Source organism: Roseburia sp. 1XD42-34 (assembly GCF_009917385.1).
Taxonomy (GTDB): Bacteria; Bacillota; Bacilli; order Bacillales; family Amphibacillaceae; genus Virgibacillus.
This window is the reverse complement of record NZ_QWLJ01000020.1, coordinates 1-18,037: the sequence shown is the minus strand read 5'-3', so window position 1 is coordinate 18,037 and position 18,037 is coordinate 1. Positions and strand designations below refer to the sequence as shown.

Genomic DNA, 18,037 nt, shown 5'->3' with positions numbered 1-18,037 from the left:
TTACCGTAAAAGTAGTGTTATATTACTTGCTACGACAATAATGACAATCGCTAAGAAAAACATAAACGATACTGCCAGTAAACATGCCAAGATAAAAACAATGTACTTACTAATCGTATTCAATGTAGTAATTACTGGTCCGTCTGCAATTGGTTGCAAAATGGCTGCAGCTAGTTTGTAAATCAATGCAATAGCAAAAATCTTTAGTGCTGGGAATAAAGCAATAAATAAAATAATGATTAACCCAACAATTCCTACTGCATTTTTCAACAATAAAGATGCACTTAATATCGTATCTGCCGCATCTGTCATGGTCCTGCCTACCACTGGGATAAAATTCCCGGTGATAAATTTCGCTGTTTTCATTGCTACTCCATCTTGAATTGCACTTGCTACTCCCTGTACAGACATAATGCTAAGAAAAATGGTGAAAAAAATACCAAGCGTGCCAATTGCTATGGATTTAAATAAATTAGCTAGATGAGTTACTTTATAATGTTCCGTTAAACTACTAACAATCACTAATAGGGCAGAGAAAAACAATAACGGTAAAATAAAATTAGCAACAATCAGTCCACCCGCATGAATAAGAAAGATGATAATCGGGTGGAAAAATGAAACGGCAACAAGGTTTCCAAAGGATGCCATTAATCCTAAAACTAAAGGTAGAAGCGCAATCATAAAACTGCTCATACCGTCAATTGCTTCTTTGGTATACGTCACTGCTGAATAGAAGCTATTTAAGGCCAAAAAGATAAGCACAATATACACAACAAAGTAGGCTATTTTACTAACCGTACCCGTCTCAAAAGCATTATGCATCGTCTGCAGCATCGCTGAAAATAAGGTTAGCATTAAAAGCAGTCCCAATAGCTTGCCGTTTAAAATAAGTTCATGAAATAAAAATTCTATAAAACCGATAATAATAGCTTTTGGCGACAAGGAATTTTGGTTTTTTATAAATTCATACACGCTTGATTTTTCAAGTTCTGGTAAATATCCGCCATATTCATTTACAAGCTTACTCCAATAAGCTTGTACTCCATCCAAAGATATCTCTTCTAACATGTTGTCCTGCACATCAACTAAATCGTCTGTTTCTTTAGTAGTTTCTGCTGCTGTTTTGTCATATCCCAGAAAGAAAAAGCCAAAAGCACATAAGAGAATCATAGATATACGTTTATAATTCATCCACGATAAAAACTCCTTTCCGGGATTTATTTGCCAACAATACAGCACCCGATTATACAGAAGGTATAAATTGCAAAATGGCTTCAATGACTGCGGTTATGATTGGAATAGCCAATAATAAGATAAATATCTTTCCAGCAAGCTCTATTTTCTTTGCTACCGAGGTTAATCCAGCATCCTTTGTTATACTCGCCCCTAATTCAGCAATATAAGCAATACCAATAATCTTCAAAATAGTTTCTAAATACATCCCATCTACTTGCGCCTTAGCTCCTAACGTTCGAATCAGCTGAAATATATGATTGATTTGCTGGATAATAGACAAAAAAATTACAATACCGGTTATTAAAATCACAAAAAACGCAAATGTTTGATTCACATTTTTTAAAATAATATAAAGCAAACTAGCTACAAGACCTAACGTCACGATCTGTAAAATATCCATCGCATATTACCCTTGATAAAGAAATACGGATTTGATCTGCTGAAATAGATCCGATAGACCATCTATAACGAGTACAAGTACGATAATAAAACCAATTAACGTTGCAAATTGGGCTATTTCTTCCTTTCCCATTTGTTTTAATATGGTGTGGATTAAAGCAACAATAATTCCTATTCCTGCGATCTGAAATAAAATCGTCGCGTCAGTAAACATTGGGATAAACTCCTTTCACCTATAAAAGCAACAATACGACAAATACACCACATAATATGCCTAAACTTTTCGTCATTTTCCCGTATCTCTGGTACTGTTCATTAGCAGCTTCCAATTCCCGTTCTAAATGACTGGCAGCTAATTGGATATGTTTTTGCTGTTGCAGAAAATCATGTTTTCCCAGTGTTTGTCCAAATTGCCGCAAAATTTCTTGCTCGTTCTTCCCTAAACAAGATATATCCATAAACGCATCTAAGCTCTTTTCCCAAACAACTTGAAAATCTTTACTTTCATAATTCATATTTTTATACAACCGATCGAAAAACGCATGAATGGGAAAAGGTGTCTGCTTTTGGATCGTGTAAAAAGCCTCTTGTAACGGTAAGTGACTATACATCATTTCTGCTTCCAATATTTGCAATGCATTCTTCACTTGTCTTATATGCTTGGGGCGATTGGCAAGCCGATTGCTCCATTCAAATCCAATCCAAGTTGTTGTGGTAATAAAAAGAATGGCTCCCATCCATATCATGAATACCCCCCCATTTTTTCCGTAAGCAAATTTCTTTGGTTTGCATCATAAATCGTGTACGTATACCCAGATGCTGCCGTCCGGTTAAGAAGAATAAAACGCTCGAAAATCCTCCCTTCAAGCAATACTTGTACACCCGGACGGCGCTTTAATTCTTCTAGGGAATGGCCGTGCACCGTACATACCACAGCAACACCTGCATGGAGAGCTTCCATTAAGGCATCTACGTCTTTCTGACCGCCAATCTCATCAACAATCAGAACTTCAGGTGACATGGATCGAATCATCATCATCATTCCTTCTGCTTTAGGACATGCATCCATCACGTCTGTCCTTGCGCCGACATCATGTTGAGGTATCCCTTTAATAGAAGCAGCTATTTCAGAGCGTTCATCAATGATACCGACTTTATTCGATGGAATATGCTTCCAACCAGACGAGATCATTCTCGCTATATCGCGAATAAGAGTTGTTTTACCTGTTTGCGGTGCCCCGATAATTAACGTATTAACATAACCTTGTTGATATAAATAGGAGATCACCTTATTCGCTGTGCCAACTTTTTGCTTGGCAATCCGAATATTTAAAAACGTAATATATTGAATAGCTTTTACAGACCCGTGTAACGTATTAACCTTTCCTGATAATCCTACGCGATGTCCCCCTTCGATGGTCATATATCCTTCCCTTAACTCTTCTTCCATTCGATATAAGGAATAGTCACTTAATTGCTGAATGATATGAGTAAAATCATGCTTGTCCGGAACTAAGTGAGCAAGCTGTTCATGAGTCTGATTAAAGATAAGTTCAATAGGTTGTTGAAGCCTTAAACGAATTTCTTGTAAAGTGTCCCATCTATGTGCAAGTATACGATTTAATTCTTTTTGCAATCGTTCAGGAAAAAGTCTGCTTATTTCATCCATTAGCTTCTAACCCTCACTTTTTTGCAATTTCATTTATTAGTAAATGTATGCATCAACAAACGAAATATGACTTTACAGTAAACGTGTAATAATGAATTAGTGAAAATTTATGGAATGGAGGTTTTCTTCATTTCCTATTGAGTGTTTATATCGCAATGACACGAACTAAGGATCTTAGAAATGAGTGGAACATTTGACTTGTATTTAGATTTTATGCTTAGTAGCCTATTGAGGTTCTTCGTGAAATGGAAGCGGCCGATTACATGTGGAAGATAATTTGAATAGCTATTGAAAGAAAATTTTTAATCTATGGTAAGATTTCACAAATGATATATTAGTATAATAGACATTTTTCTAGAGGCGTTAATTATCTGTATGAACAAAGACTCGGGGCGCCCGGTTAGCAACGTAGCGACTGGAACGAAGCAACTAAAGTTAGGAATCATGCTCCTGCAACAGGAGTATGCCGACGTAGGGCGGCAAGCCCGTTTTTAGTCGGCCTTCCTCTTAACCACGAACCAATGATGATTATCGTAGGGCGATTCGTGAAGTCGCCTAGTTGCTGGGTGCTGGAGCCGGACGTGGCTATTCGGCACAAGCACCTCATTTTATAGTTTAAAAAAACAGCCCCTATGGACTGTTTTTTAAACTTATGCTCTTGATACGTACTTTCCGTCTGATGTATTAATGACCAACACGTCTCCTTTATTAATAAAGAAAGGTACTTGAACCGTATGACCCGTCTCTAACGTAGCTGGTTTTGAACCGCCGCTTGCTGTATCACCTTTAATACCTGGCTCTGTTTCGACTACTTCTAACTCAACGTTATTTGGAAGCTGTACTCCTAGCACTTCCCCTTCATAGGTCACAATAGATACTTCCATATTTTCTTTCATAAATTTTAACTCATGGTCAATTTGACTACTGGATAGCTCTATTTGTTCGTACGTATTGGTATCCATAAACGCATGCATATCACCAGATGCATATAGGTACTGCATCTTCTTTGTTTCAATATGTGCCTTCCCTACCTTTTCTCCAGCACGAAACGTTCTTTCTTGAATATTACCATTTCGTAAATTCCGAAGTTTAGAACGGACAAATGCAGCTCCTTTCCCAGGCTTTACATGTTGGAATTCCATTACTTGCCAAATATCATTATCTACTTCTATTGTTAATCCTGTTTTAAAATCGTTCACTGAAATCATAGTATGCCTCCATTATAGCTGAATTAATTCTTTTGGTGCTAAAGTTAGTCGTTCATTTCCTATCTCTGTTACGACCACATCATCTTCAATTCTACAACCGCCAACTTCAGGAATGTATATACCAGGCTCTACGGTAACGACCATACCTGATTCTAATGGTTTTTCTGACCGTAAAGATAGCGAAGGAGCCTCATGAACTTCAAGACCTAGACCATGACCTGTAGAGTGACCAAAATAGTCGCCATAGCCTTTCTCTTTAATATAATCCCTTGTAGCAGCATCAGCTTCTTTTCCAGTAATGCCAGGTTTAATTGCGGTTACACCACGTAATTGTGCTTCTAAAACAATATGATATATAGAATGTAATTGCTCACTGATTTCCCCTACTGCTACAGTACGGGTAATATCAGAACAGTAGCCTTGATACAAAGCGCCGTAATCCATCGTTACAAGTTCTCCAGATTGGATTTTTTTATCCGAGGCAACGCCATGAGGTAAAGCTGAACGTTTTCCAGAAGCTACTATAATATCAAAACTGGAAGATGTCGCACCTTGCTTACGCATAAAAAACTCCAATTCATTAGAAATATCTATCTCTCTTACGCCAGGTTTAATATACGGTTGAATATGTTCAAACGCATCATCTGCTATTTTTGCAGCTTTTTTCATAATGTCCAACTCATCGCTCGTTTTTATAATCCGTAATGCTTCCACCATATTATCCACAGGAACCAATTCCACTTCGAATGTATCCTTAAACGCTGTATACTGACTATATGTAACATGTTCTTTCTCAAATCCTAATGTTTGAATGTTCATTTCCTTTAGTTGGCTTTTTATTTCTTCGTTCAATCCCTTTTGATACTCCACTACTTTAAAATCAGCAATCTGATCATTCGCTTGCTTCGTATAACGGAAGTCAGTAATGAAACGAGCGTCAGTTTGACTTACTAATGCCACACCTGCTGTACCGGTAAAACCAGTTATGTAGCGACGATTGATAGAACTAGAGATTAAAATACCATCTATTTCTTTTGTTTGAAGCAATTGTCTTAATTTGGTAAGCTTGCTCATCCTTCTCATCCCTTCACTTAGTTCATTTTGTACAGAAAAATCGGCTGTATCCAGTTTATCATAAAGATAGCTATTTGAATAATATAATTTGCCGTGTAAAGCTTATGACTGCTTTGCCTCAGGTTGATTTGCGTTATTATTAGCACCTTGTAAATCATGATAATCATACGATATAGAATAGCCGATGAATGTACCATAAAGAATGTAAGCACATAGGCTTGATATAATAGTATCGATATCCAATTTTTGAACAGATGGAACCGTTGTAAAAATGGGATTCAACACATAAAAAATGCCCCCCCATAATATAATCCCAAAAGCAACTCCCATCCAAACAGAATTTACTTTTTTAAATAACAAAAAGTAAACTAACGCAACTGCAATCGAAATGATTCCAATAATGAGAATGGTCATAATATTTCCGAGCCAAGTATCGATCCAATCTGCATGAAACCACGAACTAAGAACAAACGATTTTGGAGCTACTTGAGAAAAATTAAAAAAATACAAAACTGTGCCAAAAGCGCTCCAAATTACTCCCCCGATAAATCCTGTTAACAGCGATCTCGACAATATAGTCATTGGCGTTTCATGTTTGTTTTGTTCTAATTGTTTCTTTTGTTCTTTCAATCTGAACACCTCCAATATGTAGTATGACCTATTTGTGATGAACCAATCCCGGTAATATATATTCATTCACTATATCCTGTTTTTTCTAGTTATTTCTCTAGTAATGAAGTAAAATAAAAGCGAAGACATAAGAAAATTACGCCATCTATTTCTTACAAAGAATAAAAGTGGAATATTTTATCATCAAACAGGTAATGCTATAAATGATGGTCATAAACATATATCGTTTTAAAGATATCGTCCATACGCTCACTAGAAAAAGAGGAAGCAAGCAGGAACTATACTCGAGTATACTTTTTAGAACAATAAATCATGCAACACCGGTTTCCACACTTGGTTTGTTTCATTCCAAAGAGTCAATCAAAAGCAATGATTCCTCGGAGCAGTTTATGAGATTTAAAATATAAATATAGATAGGAGGACACGTCATGAAGCGAAAATCTATTTCTATTCCAGTGTATATAATTATTGGTTTAGCTGTGATTGGACTAACGACACAGCTACTTACAAACACCGTCAGTTTTATCAATAGTATGTTAATTTCTATCGGAGTCGGAGTCGTTCTATTTACGATTATCTATTTTTTGTTTATTCGAAAAAAGAATTCTTCTAATGAAATGAAGAAATATAAGCAAGCGGTAAAGCAATCAAAAGCCAAATACCATCAACAAAAACCTGTTCATAAAGCAACCGCTACAAAAGAACAACCATCTAACGCACTTCGAAAGAAAAGAAACAAGCGTGCAGCTCATTTACGGGTAATTGATGGTAATAAACATAAAAGAAAGGATCGTGCGTCTTTTTAACGCACGATCCTTTCTTTTTCAAAAGATAAGAAAGCATAAATGAGGTGCTTGGGGGTAACGAAATAACCGACTAGCCACGTCCGGCGCATGAACCCAACAACTAGGCGACTTCACGAATCGCCCTACGATAAGTCATCATTGGTTCGTACCTCACCGTGATTCCTAAAACTTTAGTTGCTTCGTTCCAGTCGCTACGTTGCTAACCGGACGCCCCCGAGTCTTTGTTCCTAGGAAGCTATCCATTTTGTTCATCTTAGCTTAGTTGTGATGACCTGCATTTAATTAATTGCTTTATCCTTTATCCTTTTATACTCACCTTGATCTACTACTTACGCCTTCACTTCCATTTTCAGAAAATATCGCGCAGATGATAAGTACTTATGTTTTGTCTGCTTATCTAAAAGAAAATCAGGAAAACTACTTGGGCCATCGATCGAGAAATGTATCTGTATATTCATATCCTGCTTGAATAAGCGTTTCCTTTGTAGTTTGATCAATATAGAAATCAGTACTTTCAATATTTCGCACAGGAATAAAAACGATGTTTTTTGCATCTGTTGTGGAAATATATCGGGCATCATGTGCTTCTTTCATAGTAAGAAATAAAGCATGAAACATATGGAGTGCTGTTTTAATTTTTCGAGGTTTTAATTCTTGAATTGGGGTAGTAGTTAATTTCACACCGATTATTGGACGAGTCCTTTTATGAGGTTTTTTTTCAAACACCCATAGTGGAAAATTACTTAATAGACCACCATCAATAATCAAACTTTTCCCTTGGTTACTTGCTGTCATTTTGTTGGGCATGAAAAAATACGGGAAACCTGCACTCATGCGAATTGCTTTAGCTACAGGAAACTTTTCTGGCGAAATACCGTAAATTCTTTCCAAATCATCAGGAATAACAACTAGTTTACCTAAAGATATATCACTGACAACGACTTTTAAATACCCTAGTTGTATATCTTTGAACGTGTAAATGTTCTTCGCCGCCAATTTTGCAGCAATCCATTTTTCTAATTTATTCCCTTTGTATATTCCTAATTGATAATATAAAAACAACCACTTTGTTACAGGTAGCCACTTTGCTATTGCTGGAGGATCTAAGAAATCTTTTAAATCCAATTGTTCCATAAATGTTTGTATTTCTCGATGCGTATATTTGGCCGCTAATAAACAAGCTATAATTGCGCCAGCTGATGTACCCGCGACACGCTCCCATGTAAAACCGTTTTCTTCTATCCGCTTCATTGCACCAATAAACGCAAAAGCTTTCACGCCGCCTCCAGAAAAAACACCATCAATCCGCATAAGCATTCTCCCCTCATCGCTTACAAGCTTCATTTTTTAGGGGTTATTCAAATGTCCGGTAAAATAAAGTACGCTTTGTGCAGCTTCATAGAATTCGTTAGTCATTCATTGAAATCTGACAAGGAAGGCTTACGGCTTCCACAGCAAATACATCGCACGCAAAGAAGTCATTTCCTTTATCAAAGTAGGAAACAGCTTTACATAGCATGGATCTTAAATTCATCGGCTTTAAGCTGCCAGTACGTATTATTACCTTCTGTATGAACACGTTCCTATTAGTTTTATAAGTAAGCAGAAGGGCAGCAAATTAGAACCTTTTATAGTAGAAAATCAGAGTTAGCTTATTCTCTATCCTGTACATAACATGCGTCCCCAAAAGCCACACTCGTCCTATGAACTAATAGAAAACCATAAATCATGTAAAAGCAAATGGGAAAACTTCGACACAAAGGACGAGCTAGTAGGGTACTGAGAAGGTATTACTTTTTTGTAAGCGGCATCTTGACAATATAGCCTAGGGATAAATTAATAGCGATGCACTGCAATTATGGATGGATTAACCAGTAAATAATATTTTTTATCAGTTATTTTCTAACTCTGCTTCTTGATGAGTACGTTTCAACTCTTCAACTCTTGCTTCGTCTTGCTTAAAATAATTGACAACATCGCCAATCCGATCAATGGAATTCCAGCTCAAATGGTGTTCAATACCCTCTACATCATTATAAATATTTTCATCCTCTACCCCGATGATTTGCAAAAATTCTTCTAGCAAGTCATGTCGGAATACTAACCGTTCGCCAACTTTTTTTCCTTTAGCTGTTAGTATAAACCCCCGGTATTTTTCATAATTTAAGTAATCATCTCGATCTAGTTTTTGCACCATTTTTGTTACTGAAGAAGGATGTACTTCTAATGCTTCAGCAATATCTGAAACACGTGCATACCCTTTCGACTCCATTAAATTATAAATTTGTTCTATATAATCTTCCATGCTTGGTGTAGGCATTTATATATCCTCCATTTCAAGAATAATTTTTTATCTAAGGCAAAATTGTTTCTGTATTAAGAATACATGAAATACGAAAAGGAAACAAGCTAAAACATCGTACCACATATCGGTATTGTTTTCATCTCCCATCTTAAGTAAGAATCTGTTACTTATTTGCTGGAGCTAGCTTACTTCCTATTATGGAAATTTAATAATACTTATTGAATATTCGTAAAGAGGCTGAGGGAAAAGTATTTTCTCAAAGTAAATTCTGAGGAATCTAGAAATAATGGTTAGAATATATAACCCGCCAAAAATATACTTTGCTTTCCGTGCCACTAGCAACTGAGGAGATCTCATTGCCCCATGATCTCTGAAAAAGTTGAGCTTTACAAGGATACGTTTTCACCAGATGCAACATATCGAATTAAAACTTTACTGCATGCTCGTAAAGCCTTACATATGGTTTTCTTTGCTCACGCTTGCTGATGCTGGCATTTTCACTTAAATTACTCCATCCTCTATATTTTTCGAGACTATTCTAAATACTATATTAACCTGTGTATCGTATGAATCATACCTTACTACAAATAAAAAGCTTTCGTATAATTTTTGAAAAATCCCGTTCTACCACCTATAATAGAGATTGTACAAATGTGAAAGACGGGGGAAAAATAATGGAATTTTTAGTAATACTCATCGTAGTTCTTGCAGCCTTCCTTATATTTCGGTTTTTTCGACAACGCATGTATTTGAAAACATTAACAGAAGACCAATTTCGTGAAGGTTACCGTAAAGCTCAATTAATTGATGTACGGGAACCGCAAGAATTCAAACGCGGTCATATTCTTGGCGCTAGAAATATACCAGTAACGCAAATGAGACAACGCTTAGTGGAAATGCGTAAAGACAAACCAGTATATCTTTATTGTCAAGGTGGTTCAAGATCTGCAAGAGCCGCACAACTTTTGCATAAAAAAGGATATAAAGATATTAGTGTTTTAAAAGGCGGCTTTAAGAAGTGGACTGGTAAGATTAAACAATCTTAAACTTCTAGTTTCGATCAGTTTATCAACGCAAATAAACCCAAAGGTCACCAGCTATACTGCCTTTGGGTTTTGGTTATGACTTTAGTTGGTTGAGCTCACGACAGCGTGCAGAAACAGAAAACCACCTGCTATGCTATTGTTTTTCATACCGCAAAATCGGCTTTCTAGCAGCCATTGTTTCATCCATTCGCTTAACGATCGTGTCATGCGGAGCTTCCTGTACTAGTTCTGGTTCGTCTCTTGCTTCAGCAGCAATCTTTTTCATTGCCTCGATAAATCCATCTAGTGTTTCTTTTGCTTCCGTTTCTGTCGGCTCTATCATTAATGCCTCTTCTACATTTAACGGGAAATAAATTGTTGGTGGATGATACCCATAATCCAACAATCGCTTAGCGATATCTAATGTGCGTACACCCAGCTTTTTCTGACGTCTGCCAGAGAGTACAAATTCATGCTTGCAATGTTGATCAAAAGGCAGATCATATTCTTCCTCTAATTGTCTCATCAAGTAATTCGCATTTAATACAGCGTACTCACTCGCTTGCTTTAACCCTTCCGCACCCATTGTACGAATATACGTATAAGCACGTAAATAAATTCCAAAGTTACCGTAATATGGTTTTACCCTGCCAATTGAGCTAGGAAGATCATAGTTAAAGCGGTATGCTTCCCCTTGCTTTTCTAGTAACGGCTTCGGTAAGAATGGTTTTAACTCTTCGGTCACACCAACAGGACCAGAGCCAGGTCCTCCGCCTCCATGAGGGCCCGTAAATGTTTTGTGCAGATTTAAATGAACAGCATCAAATCCCATATCTCCTGGGCGTGTATAGCCCATAATTGCGTTTAAATTAGCTCCGTCATAGTAAAGCTTTCCACCTGCGTCATGCACGATTTTTGCCATTTCTTCAATTTCCGTTTCAAATAAGCCTAACGTATTCGGGTTCGTTAACATTAACGCTGCTGTATCAGGACCAACTACTCGTTTCAAATCCTCTAAATCAACCAGTCCTTTTTCATTCGATTTTACTGTAACAGACTCAAAACCGGCAACCGTCGCAGAAGCGGGATTCGTACCGTGCGCTGAATCCGGAACGATCACTTTCGTACGGTGAAAGTCACCATTTGCCTCATGAAAAGCACGAATCATCATTAACGCAGTCCATTCACCTTGCGCACCTGCAGCAGATTGCAATGAGACTTCATCCATTCCCGTTATCTCGCACAATGCAGTTTGCAGATCATACATCATTTCCATTGCCCCTTGCACACTGCTTTCAGGTTGATCTGGATGAATATGACTAAACCCATCCATACGTGCAACATCTTCATTCATTTTCGGGTTATATTTCATAGTACATGAGCCTAATGGATAAAAACCAGAATCCACACCATAATTTCTGTTTGATAGAGCCGTATAATGACGCATTAAATCAAGTTCGCTAATCTCAGGGAGATCTGGTGCTTCTTTTCGAATATAAGTTTCTTCCAGTTCTTCCGCTAAATCGATATCAGGAACCTCTAATTCTGGCAAACTATAGCCTATTCTTCCAGCTTTACTCCGTTCAAAAATTAATGGAAAGTCTTGCTTAGCCATGAATATCCCTCAATTCTTTAACAAATTGATTTATTTCTTCCATCTTCCTGTTTTCCGTAACAGCTATAAGCATATGCCCATTCATGTCAGGATAATCTCTTGCTAGATCATATCCTCCAATGATCCCTTTTTCAAGTAATCGCTCATTGACTTCTGCGACAGGCTTATCCAATTGAATAATAAACTCATTGAAAAACACGCCTTTACTAACAATGGTAAATCCTGCTTCTTGTAACTTTTTCATCGCATAACGTGCTTTTTTCATATTCATAGCTGCCATTTTCTTCAGTCCATGCTTTCCGATTGAGCTCATCGCTACTGCACTGGCAAGAGCATTTAACGCTTGGTTTGAACAAATATTGGAAGTAGCCTTATCTCTACGAATATGTTGTTCTCTCGCCTGTAATGTAAGAACAAATCCTCTAATGCCATCTTCATCTATCGTTTGACCTACTAATCTTCCCGGCACTTTACGCATAAGCTTCTTTGTTGTTGCAAAATAACCGCAATGGGGGCCGCCGAATTGAGCCGGAATACCAAATACTTGTGTATCGCCAACCACAATATCCGCGCCAAATGCTGCAGGCGGTGTCAAATATCCCAACGCTAATGGGTTACTGGATGTAATAAACATTGTTTTCTTTTGATTTTCAATCAGCTGCTGTACCTCTTCCATCGGTTCTAATTGCCCAAAAAAGTTTGGATACTGTATAACAACACTTGCCGTTTCTTCATCCAAAGCAGCTTTAAGTTTCGCTACATCCGTTTTTCCATCCTTTGTATCAATATAAATGATTTCCAAATTAGGACCCTTTGCATAGGTCTCAATAACAGCTCGATATTGCGGATGGACAGCATTAGACACTAAAACTTTTTTTCGCTTTGTTTGTGCGGCACTTAAATTCACTGCTTCAGCCAGAGCAGTTCCACCATCGTACATGGACGAATTTGCAACATCCATTCCTGTTAATTCACAAATCATCGTTTGAAATTCAAAAATCGCTTGCAGCTCCCCTTGTGATATTTCCGGTTGATACGGCGTGTAAGCTGTATAAAATTCTGACCTAGAAATAACATGGTCGACAACAGATGGAATAAAATGATCATATACACCTGCACCTAAAAAACTTGTATATTGTTTCAAATTTGCATTTTTTGCAGCTAATTGTGCCAATTCTTTTATCAAATCTGCTTCACTGGCAGGCTTTTTAAGTTCCATTGTACGCTGTAAACGTACATTGCTTGGAATATCAGCAAAAAGCTCTTCTGTATCTTTGATACCGATGCTAGCTAACATTGCTTGTTTGTCATCTTCAGTCATAGGTAAATAACGAAATTCCATTGATTTCTCCCCCTATTTTTCTCGTTTATAAAAAGGCGTAGGAACAACTCTTGCCTGTAGCTGCCGCTTGCGAACCTGCACGAGGAGCTCTGTTCCTTCTTTCGCATAAGGACTTCTCACTAAAGCAAGTCCTAGATTTTTTTCAAGCGTTGGCGCCTGAGTGCCCGAAGTAATTACACCGACCTTTGACGAGTCATCGTAAATGTCATATCCAGTTCGAGGAATACCTTTATCGATCATTTCCAAGCCTACAAGCTGTCTGTCAGCACCTTGTTCTATTTGTTTTTGCAGAACTTGCTTCCCAATGAAATCGACCGCTTTATTCACCTTTACGGCAAATGTTAAACCAGCTTCCACTGGAGTAATCGTTGGTGATAATTCTTGACCGTATAAAGGTAAAGCCGCTTCAAACCGTAATGTATCTCTGGCTCCTAAACCGATCGGTTCTGCTCCTTTTTCTTTACCAGCTTCTAAAATCGCTTTCCAAAGTGGGATTCCACTAGCTGCAGGGACATAAATTTCAAATCCATCTTCACCTGTGTATCCCGTACGTGACACAATTGCTCTTCCCTCTATTCCCGTAAAGGCAACATCCAACTCAAATCTAAAAAAGCGAATTGCTGATAAATCTGTCGTTGTTAACGATTGCAATATTTCTTCTGCGAGAGGACCTTGTAAAGCGAGTTGCGCGTAATATTCTGATACATTTTCAATTTTCACTTCTGCACTACTGTAGTTATTATGATCTAACAGCCATTGAAAGTCTTTTTCCGTATTTGCCGCGTTTACAACTAACAAGTAGTCATTTTCTGCCAGCATATAGATAAGAAAGTCATCCACCGTACCACCGTCTTCATAACACATAAACGTATACTGCGCTCGGTTAGGAGTAAGCTTGGCTACGTCATTCGTGACCATTTTTTGTAAAAATTCTAAACTTTTTGGACCTTTAACTGTGATTTCCCCCATATGTGACACATCAAATAACCCAGCTTTTGTCCTCGTTACCTCGTGCTCATGCTTAATCCCTTTAAACTGAACAGGTAAGTTCCAACCACCAAAATCAATGGCTTTTGCACCATACTCTTCGTAAATTGGATATAAAGGCGTTTTTTTTAACTCACTCATCCCAATCACTCCCTTATTCTTTTTTAAAAAACTCACTTGGGGCCAAATCTTTTTTAGCATCGATTTGCACGATTACACGCTTAACTCCAATACTTCAAAAACGGATCAATCTAGAGTCCATTCTTGCAAATATTTAGGTTTTTACGCGCAATAAAAAGAGAGATTCCATCGTTTTTTCATGAAATCTCTGTCCTGCTACCAGAAAGTTGCATACCAATACAAGGATTGGTATTTGCTTCGTGGGTGGTCCACAGCCAACCGTTGCTGTAGACACTCTCCAGAGTTGCGTCCTACAAGAGTCTGTTTGCCTGAGAGATTCGCTTTTGCTTGCTCCTTCGGCGTTACATAGTTTGACTTTCACTATATGGGATCTATGTAAGCTCTCCCCTTGTATTCATTCGCTTTTATGAAAAATGTAGTTTTGGTTATACTATGTACTAATCCATCAATGAAACATCTATTTTATTGTGTATTATTATAGCACATATTTAGCAAGATAAAATAGAGAAACGATATATTCAACAAAAAAGGAATGTTACCATGAAATCGATCTATGTAGAAAAAGATGATAGCTTCATCAAGGAACTTGAAGATAAACTTGAAAAAAATGTCCCTCTTTCTTCTTGGGAGTTGTTCTCCATGGCCTATGCCACTGAACAAACAACGATGGTGCCTAACTTTACAGGATTACGAGCGTTAGAATTTTTGCCTCACGTTTCCTTTTTAGATCATCAGATTCGGACTGCAGAACAAGTTATGGAACAAATGCATGGCAGAGCCATTTTAGCCGATGAAGTTGGATTGGGAAAAACCATTGAAGCTGGACTGGTATTAAAAGAATATATGATTCGTGGATTAGTGAAAAAAGCTCTGATTTTAGTTCCTGCTTCTTTAGTAAACCAATGGGAAAGAGAATTAAACGAAAAGTTTTACATTCCAGCAGTAGCTTATCGTAAAAATATGAGTTGGGAGCAAGGTAATATTATTATTTCTTCTTTAGATACTGCTAAAAGGGTACAACACCAGGAGACCATTCTTAACTTAGATTATGATTTTGTCCTTGTGGATGAAGCACATAAGTTAAAAAATCATAAAACGAAAAACTACCAATTTGTACGGTCACTAAAGAAGAAGTACTGCCTATTATTAACGGCTACTCCTGTTCAAAATGAATTGCTGGAGATTTTTAACCTCGTGTCCATTTTAAAACCAGGACATTTAGGGAACTATGATTCTTTCAAAGCAAGCTATGGAAACGACCGAAAAAATATGAAACAAGATTTGTTTTTAAAACAATTAATCCAAAAAGTAATGATAAGAAACACAAGAAAAGAAACAGGTTTAAATCAAATTAAACGACATATTAAAACGATTTGGACAGAGTTTTCAAACGAAGAAGCAGAGGTTTATCAAAAGCTTGAAGCAGGTACAGCACTATTTCCTGCATTTTCTAAAATCACGTATCTGCGTGAATTTTGTTCATCGAGAGAAGCGTGCTATTTATCTTTGCAAAAAGTACTTGCAGAAAACCCTCAATTAGATTCCATTCAAGATGTGGTACAAAAAATTGAACAATTACCTCACCATCAAAAAGCAGCAAAAGTGGTGGAACTAATTAATAAAATTGGCAACGAGAAAGTGATTATCTTCACAGAATATCGTGCCACGCAATTTTACTTGCAATATTATTTACAACAAAATGGCATCAGTTCTGTTCCTTTCCGTGGAGGATTTAAGCGGGGGAAAAAAGACTGGATGCGCCAACTATTTAAAGATCATGCCCAAGTATTAATTGCCACAGAAGCTGGAGGCGAAGGAATAAATCTACAATTTTGTAATTATATGATTAACTATGACTTACCATGGAACCCGATGCGTTTAGAGCAGAGAATTGGACGTATTCATCGCTATGGTCAAGAGAAAGATGTGTTTGTCTATAATTTTGCAATTAGAGATACGGTGGAAGAACATATTATGAAGCTGTTGTATGAGAAGATTCATCTATTTGAGCATGTCATTGGTGATTTAGATGCTATTTTAAGCGAGTTATCCATTGATAATATGGAAAAAGAAATTGAACAAATTTATGCAGAATCAGCAACTGTTGGTGAAGCTAAAATCAAACTGCAAAATCTCTCGGCTGTAATTGAGTCAGCACAAAGATCTGATATACAGGAGGAAAAGCAATATGGAGATACATGATTTAAATGCATTTCTATATGATTTTTTCAAAGCACATCACTGTCCAATTTTAACAAATCATGATGGGGTATTGACCATTCAGCTTACGGAAGAGATGGACAAGGTGCTTATGAACAGGCCGTTTTATTGGCATTATATAAAAAAAATGGGCTATCCAGGAGATCCCATGCAACTTACACTAATAACGAACCCTGATAAGCGGCAGGAAAAGGGGGAATGGATCCATTTTGGTAGTCCACGCCTACAACAGATTATACGTTATTTACAGCAATCAGAAAAGTACACCAAGCTATTTCAGCAACTCAATCCAAATGTGAATACCCCACTCTTCCCTTGGCTAGTGACAAATATTAAAATTAGTTATCAAGGAAAACATAAGCGCGATGAACTGTTTTCTATTGGTCTCAATTTAATCAATGGCGTTTTAAAATCGGATATGATGGATCTGCTAAAAGCCATTTCGCTTGAAACGACTATTTCCGACTATTGCTATACACTTTCGCCAATGATTAAGCTTCATAGCGGTTATAAACGTATTGAATCAGTACTCGATCAGTATGTAGAAAGTCAAGAGCATTCATGGGCAATAGAAGCTTTACAGGCATTAGAAGAAGAAACCACGCTATTACATCATTTTTACACCGAAGATACGGAAGATGAGACAATGGAACGAGAACTCAAGGAAATACAGGAACGATTCCAACCCAAAATTACATACCAAGTCGTCAATGGTGGATTATTTTACTTAGCATCGGACACAGCTTAATCCTGTTGTGGCCATCTAGTTCTATAAAGCATATGACCTGAAGCAGGCGTTTATTTCGCCTGCTTATTCGATGGTTGACGCATTATCCTCAAGGCTAGTGGAAGTGTACCAAACCACTTGTTTGTGGTCGACCATTTCGATCTTTTTTTCGCTTCTTTTCGTCGTCTTTTTTCATCTGCAGGCATATCCAAATAAGTGACGAACTGTTCGGTGATAAATTGTATATAATCTCTCGTAGACAAAATAGTTCCCTCCCATGCTATCCTTATTATGATTTTTTTCTTACGACCTATATAAATAGCATTTCCAAACCTGGTTAGTTTATAATCACCCGTACCAATGGAATATTGAACAAAGGCGCAGGGCGCCCGGTCAGCAACGTAGCGAATGGAACGAAGCAACTGAAGTTTTAGGAATCATGCCACTAAAACCAGTGGTATGCTGACGCCTGAGCGGCAAGCCCGTATTTAGTCGGTCTTCCTCTTAGCTACAACCGATGATGACTTATCGTAGGGCGATTCGTAAGTCGCCTAGTTCTGGGCGCTTGCGCCGGACGTGGCTATTCCGTTATATCGGTATCCCAAAGTAACAAATTTTATACTCCCTCTATTTACTAACGTTTTCTCTTGTTT

18 protein-coding genes and 1 riboswitch are annotated in these 18,037 nt (G+C 37.5%); of the genes, 4 read left to right on the top strand and 14 right to left on the bottom strand.

Annotation, left to right across the window (positions count from 1 at the left end):
* The 8 genes from spoIIIAE to D1839_RS11920 form a co-directional block, all read right to left on the bottom strand.
* Complete coding sequence (gene spoIIIAE, locus D1839_RS11955; protein WP_120380138.1) at positions 1–1,191, bottom strand: stage III sporulation protein AE; 1,191 nt, start codon at positions 1,189–1,191, stop codon at positions 1–3.
* A gap of 52 nt (positions 1,192–1,243) precedes the next feature.
* Positions 1,244–1,636 carry a stage III sporulation protein AD gene (spoIIIAD, locus tag D1839_RS11950; RefSeq protein WP_120380137.1) on the bottom strand — a complete coding sequence of 131 codons (393 nt, stop codon included), beginning with the start codon at positions 1,634–1,636 and terminating at the stop codon, positions 1,244–1,246.
* Between the two features lie 6 nt (positions 1,637–1,642).
* A complete protein-coding gene (gene spoIIIAC, locus D1839_RS11945; protein ID WP_021291150.1) occupies positions 1,643–1,849 on the bottom strand; it encodes a stage III sporulation protein AC in 207 nt (68 codons plus the stop codon).
* A 19-nt stretch (positions 1,850–1,868) separates the two neighbouring features.
* The gene (gene spoIIIAB, locus D1839_RS11940) at positions 1,869–2,381 is read right to left on the bottom strand and encodes a stage III sporulation protein SpoIIIAB (RefSeq protein ID WP_120380136.1); all 513 of its coding nucleotides are present in this window, start codon (positions 2,379–2,381) and stop codon (positions 1,869–1,871) included.
* Positions 2,378–3,304, bottom strand: coding sequence for a stage III sporulation protein AA (spoIIIAA, locus tag D1839_RS11935; RefSeq protein ID WP_120380135.1), 927 nt, complete (start codon positions 3,302–3,304; stop codon positions 2,378–2,380). The genes spoIIIAB and spoIIIAA overlap by 4 nt, the downstream gene beginning before the upstream one ends.
* A gap of 650 nt (positions 3,305–3,954) precedes the next feature.
* Positions 3,955–4,512: an elongation factor P gene (efp, locus tag D1839_RS11930; RefSeq protein WP_050353049.1), complete on the bottom strand. Its 558-nt coding sequence runs from the start codon at positions 4,510–4,512 to the stop codon at positions 3,955–3,957.
* A gap of 12 nt (positions 4,513–4,524) precedes the next feature.
* Positions 4,525–5,586 carry a M24 family metallopeptidase gene (locus D1839_RS11925; protein WP_120380134.1) on the bottom strand — a complete coding sequence of 354 codons (1,062 nt, stop codon included), beginning with the start codon at positions 5,584–5,586 and terminating at the stop codon, positions 4,525–4,527.
* A gap of 102 nt (positions 5,587–5,688) precedes the next feature.
* Positions 5,689–6,216, bottom strand: a complete 528-nt coding sequence (locus tag D1839_RS11920; protein ID WP_199690099.1) for a YqhR family membrane protein — start codon at positions 6,214–6,216, stop codon at positions 5,689–5,691.
* A gap of 428 nt (positions 6,217–6,644) precedes the next feature.
* Here D1839_RS11920 and D1839_RS11915 point away from each other — a divergent pair, with 428 nt between their 5' ends.
* Positions 6,645–7,022, top strand: coding sequence for an SA1362 family protein (locus D1839_RS11915; RefSeq protein ID WP_120380132.1), 378 nt, complete (start codon positions 6,645–6,647; stop codon positions 7,020–7,022).
* A gap of 417 nt (positions 7,023–7,439) precedes the next feature.
* Here D1839_RS11915 and D1839_RS11910 read toward each other — a convergent pair whose 3' ends face one another.
* Both D1839_RS11910 and mntR read right to left on the bottom strand, forming a co-directional pair.
* Positions 7,440–8,333, bottom strand: coding sequence for a patatin-like phospholipase family protein (locus D1839_RS11910; RefSeq protein ID WP_120380131.1), 894 nt, complete (start codon positions 8,331–8,333; stop codon positions 7,440–7,442).
* Between the two features lie 580 nt (positions 8,334–8,913).
* On the bottom strand, positions 8,914–9,342 hold the full coding sequence (gene mntR, locus D1839_RS11905) for a transcriptional regulator MntR (protein WP_120380130.1): 429 nt from the start codon (positions 9,340–9,342) through the stop codon (positions 8,914–8,916).
* Between the two features lie 659 nt (positions 9,343–10,001).
* Here mntR and D1839_RS11900 point away from each other — a divergent pair.
* The gene (locus D1839_RS11900) at positions 10,002–10,373 is read left to right on the top strand and encodes a rhodanese-like domain-containing protein (protein ID WP_120380129.1); all 372 of its coding nucleotides are present in this window, start codon (positions 10,002–10,004) and stop codon (positions 10,371–10,373) included.
* A 133-nt stretch (positions 10,374–10,506) separates the two neighbouring features.
* Here the strand turns inward: D1839_RS11900 and gcvPB are convergent, their stop codons facing one another.
* Genes gcvPB through gcvT form a run of 3 tightly spaced genes read right to left on the bottom strand, consistent with a single transcriptional unit; the run spans position 10,507 to position 14,437 of the window.
* Positions 10,507–11,967, bottom strand: a complete 1,461-nt coding sequence (gene gcvPB, locus D1839_RS11895; protein ID WP_120380128.1) for an aminomethyl-transferring glycine dehydrogenase subunit GcvPB — start codon at positions 11,965–11,967, stop codon at positions 10,507–10,509.
* Positions 11,960–13,309, bottom strand: coding sequence for an aminomethyl-transferring glycine dehydrogenase subunit GcvPA (gene gcvPA / locus D1839_RS11890; RefSeq protein ID WP_120380127.1), 1,350 nt, complete (start codon positions 13,307–13,309; stop codon positions 11,960–11,962). Before gcvPA ends, gcvPB begins: the two co-directional genes overlap by 8 nt.
* A 12-nt stretch (positions 13,310–13,321) precedes the next feature.
* Positions 13,322–14,437 carry a glycine cleavage system aminomethyltransferase GcvT gene (gcvT, locus tag D1839_RS11885; protein ID WP_120380126.1) on the bottom strand — a complete coding sequence of 372 codons (1,116 nt, stop codon included), beginning with the start codon at positions 14,435–14,437 and terminating at the stop codon, positions 13,322–13,324.
* A gap of 286 nt (positions 14,438–14,723) precedes the next feature.
* Positions 14,724–14,835: riboswitch (glycine riboswitch) on the bottom strand.
* A 142-nt stretch (positions 14,836–14,977) separates the two neighbouring features.
* Here gcvT and D1839_RS11880 point away from each other — a divergent pair.
* The gene (locus tag D1839_RS11880; protein ID WP_120380125.1) at positions 14,978–16,639 is read left to right on the top strand and encodes a DEAD/DEAH box helicase; all 1,662 of its coding nucleotides are present in this window, start codon (positions 14,978–14,980) and stop codon (positions 16,637–16,639) included.
* Positions 16,626–17,405 (top strand): YqhG family protein, encoded by a 780-nt coding sequence (locus D1839_RS11875; RefSeq protein ID WP_120380124.1) that lies wholly within the window; start codon positions 16,626–16,628, stop codon positions 17,403–17,405. The genes D1839_RS11880 and D1839_RS11875 overlap by 14 nt, the downstream gene beginning before the upstream one ends.
* Before the next feature lie 50 nt (positions 17,406–17,455).
* Here the strand turns inward: D1839_RS11875 and D1839_RS11870 are convergent, their stop codons facing one another.
* Positions 17,456–17,647: a YqzE family protein gene (locus D1839_RS11870; protein ID WP_120380123.1), complete on the bottom strand. Its 192-nt coding sequence runs from the start codon at positions 17,645–17,647 to the stop codon at positions 17,456–17,458.
* Between the last annotated feature and the right edge of the window lie 390 nt (positions 17,648–18,037).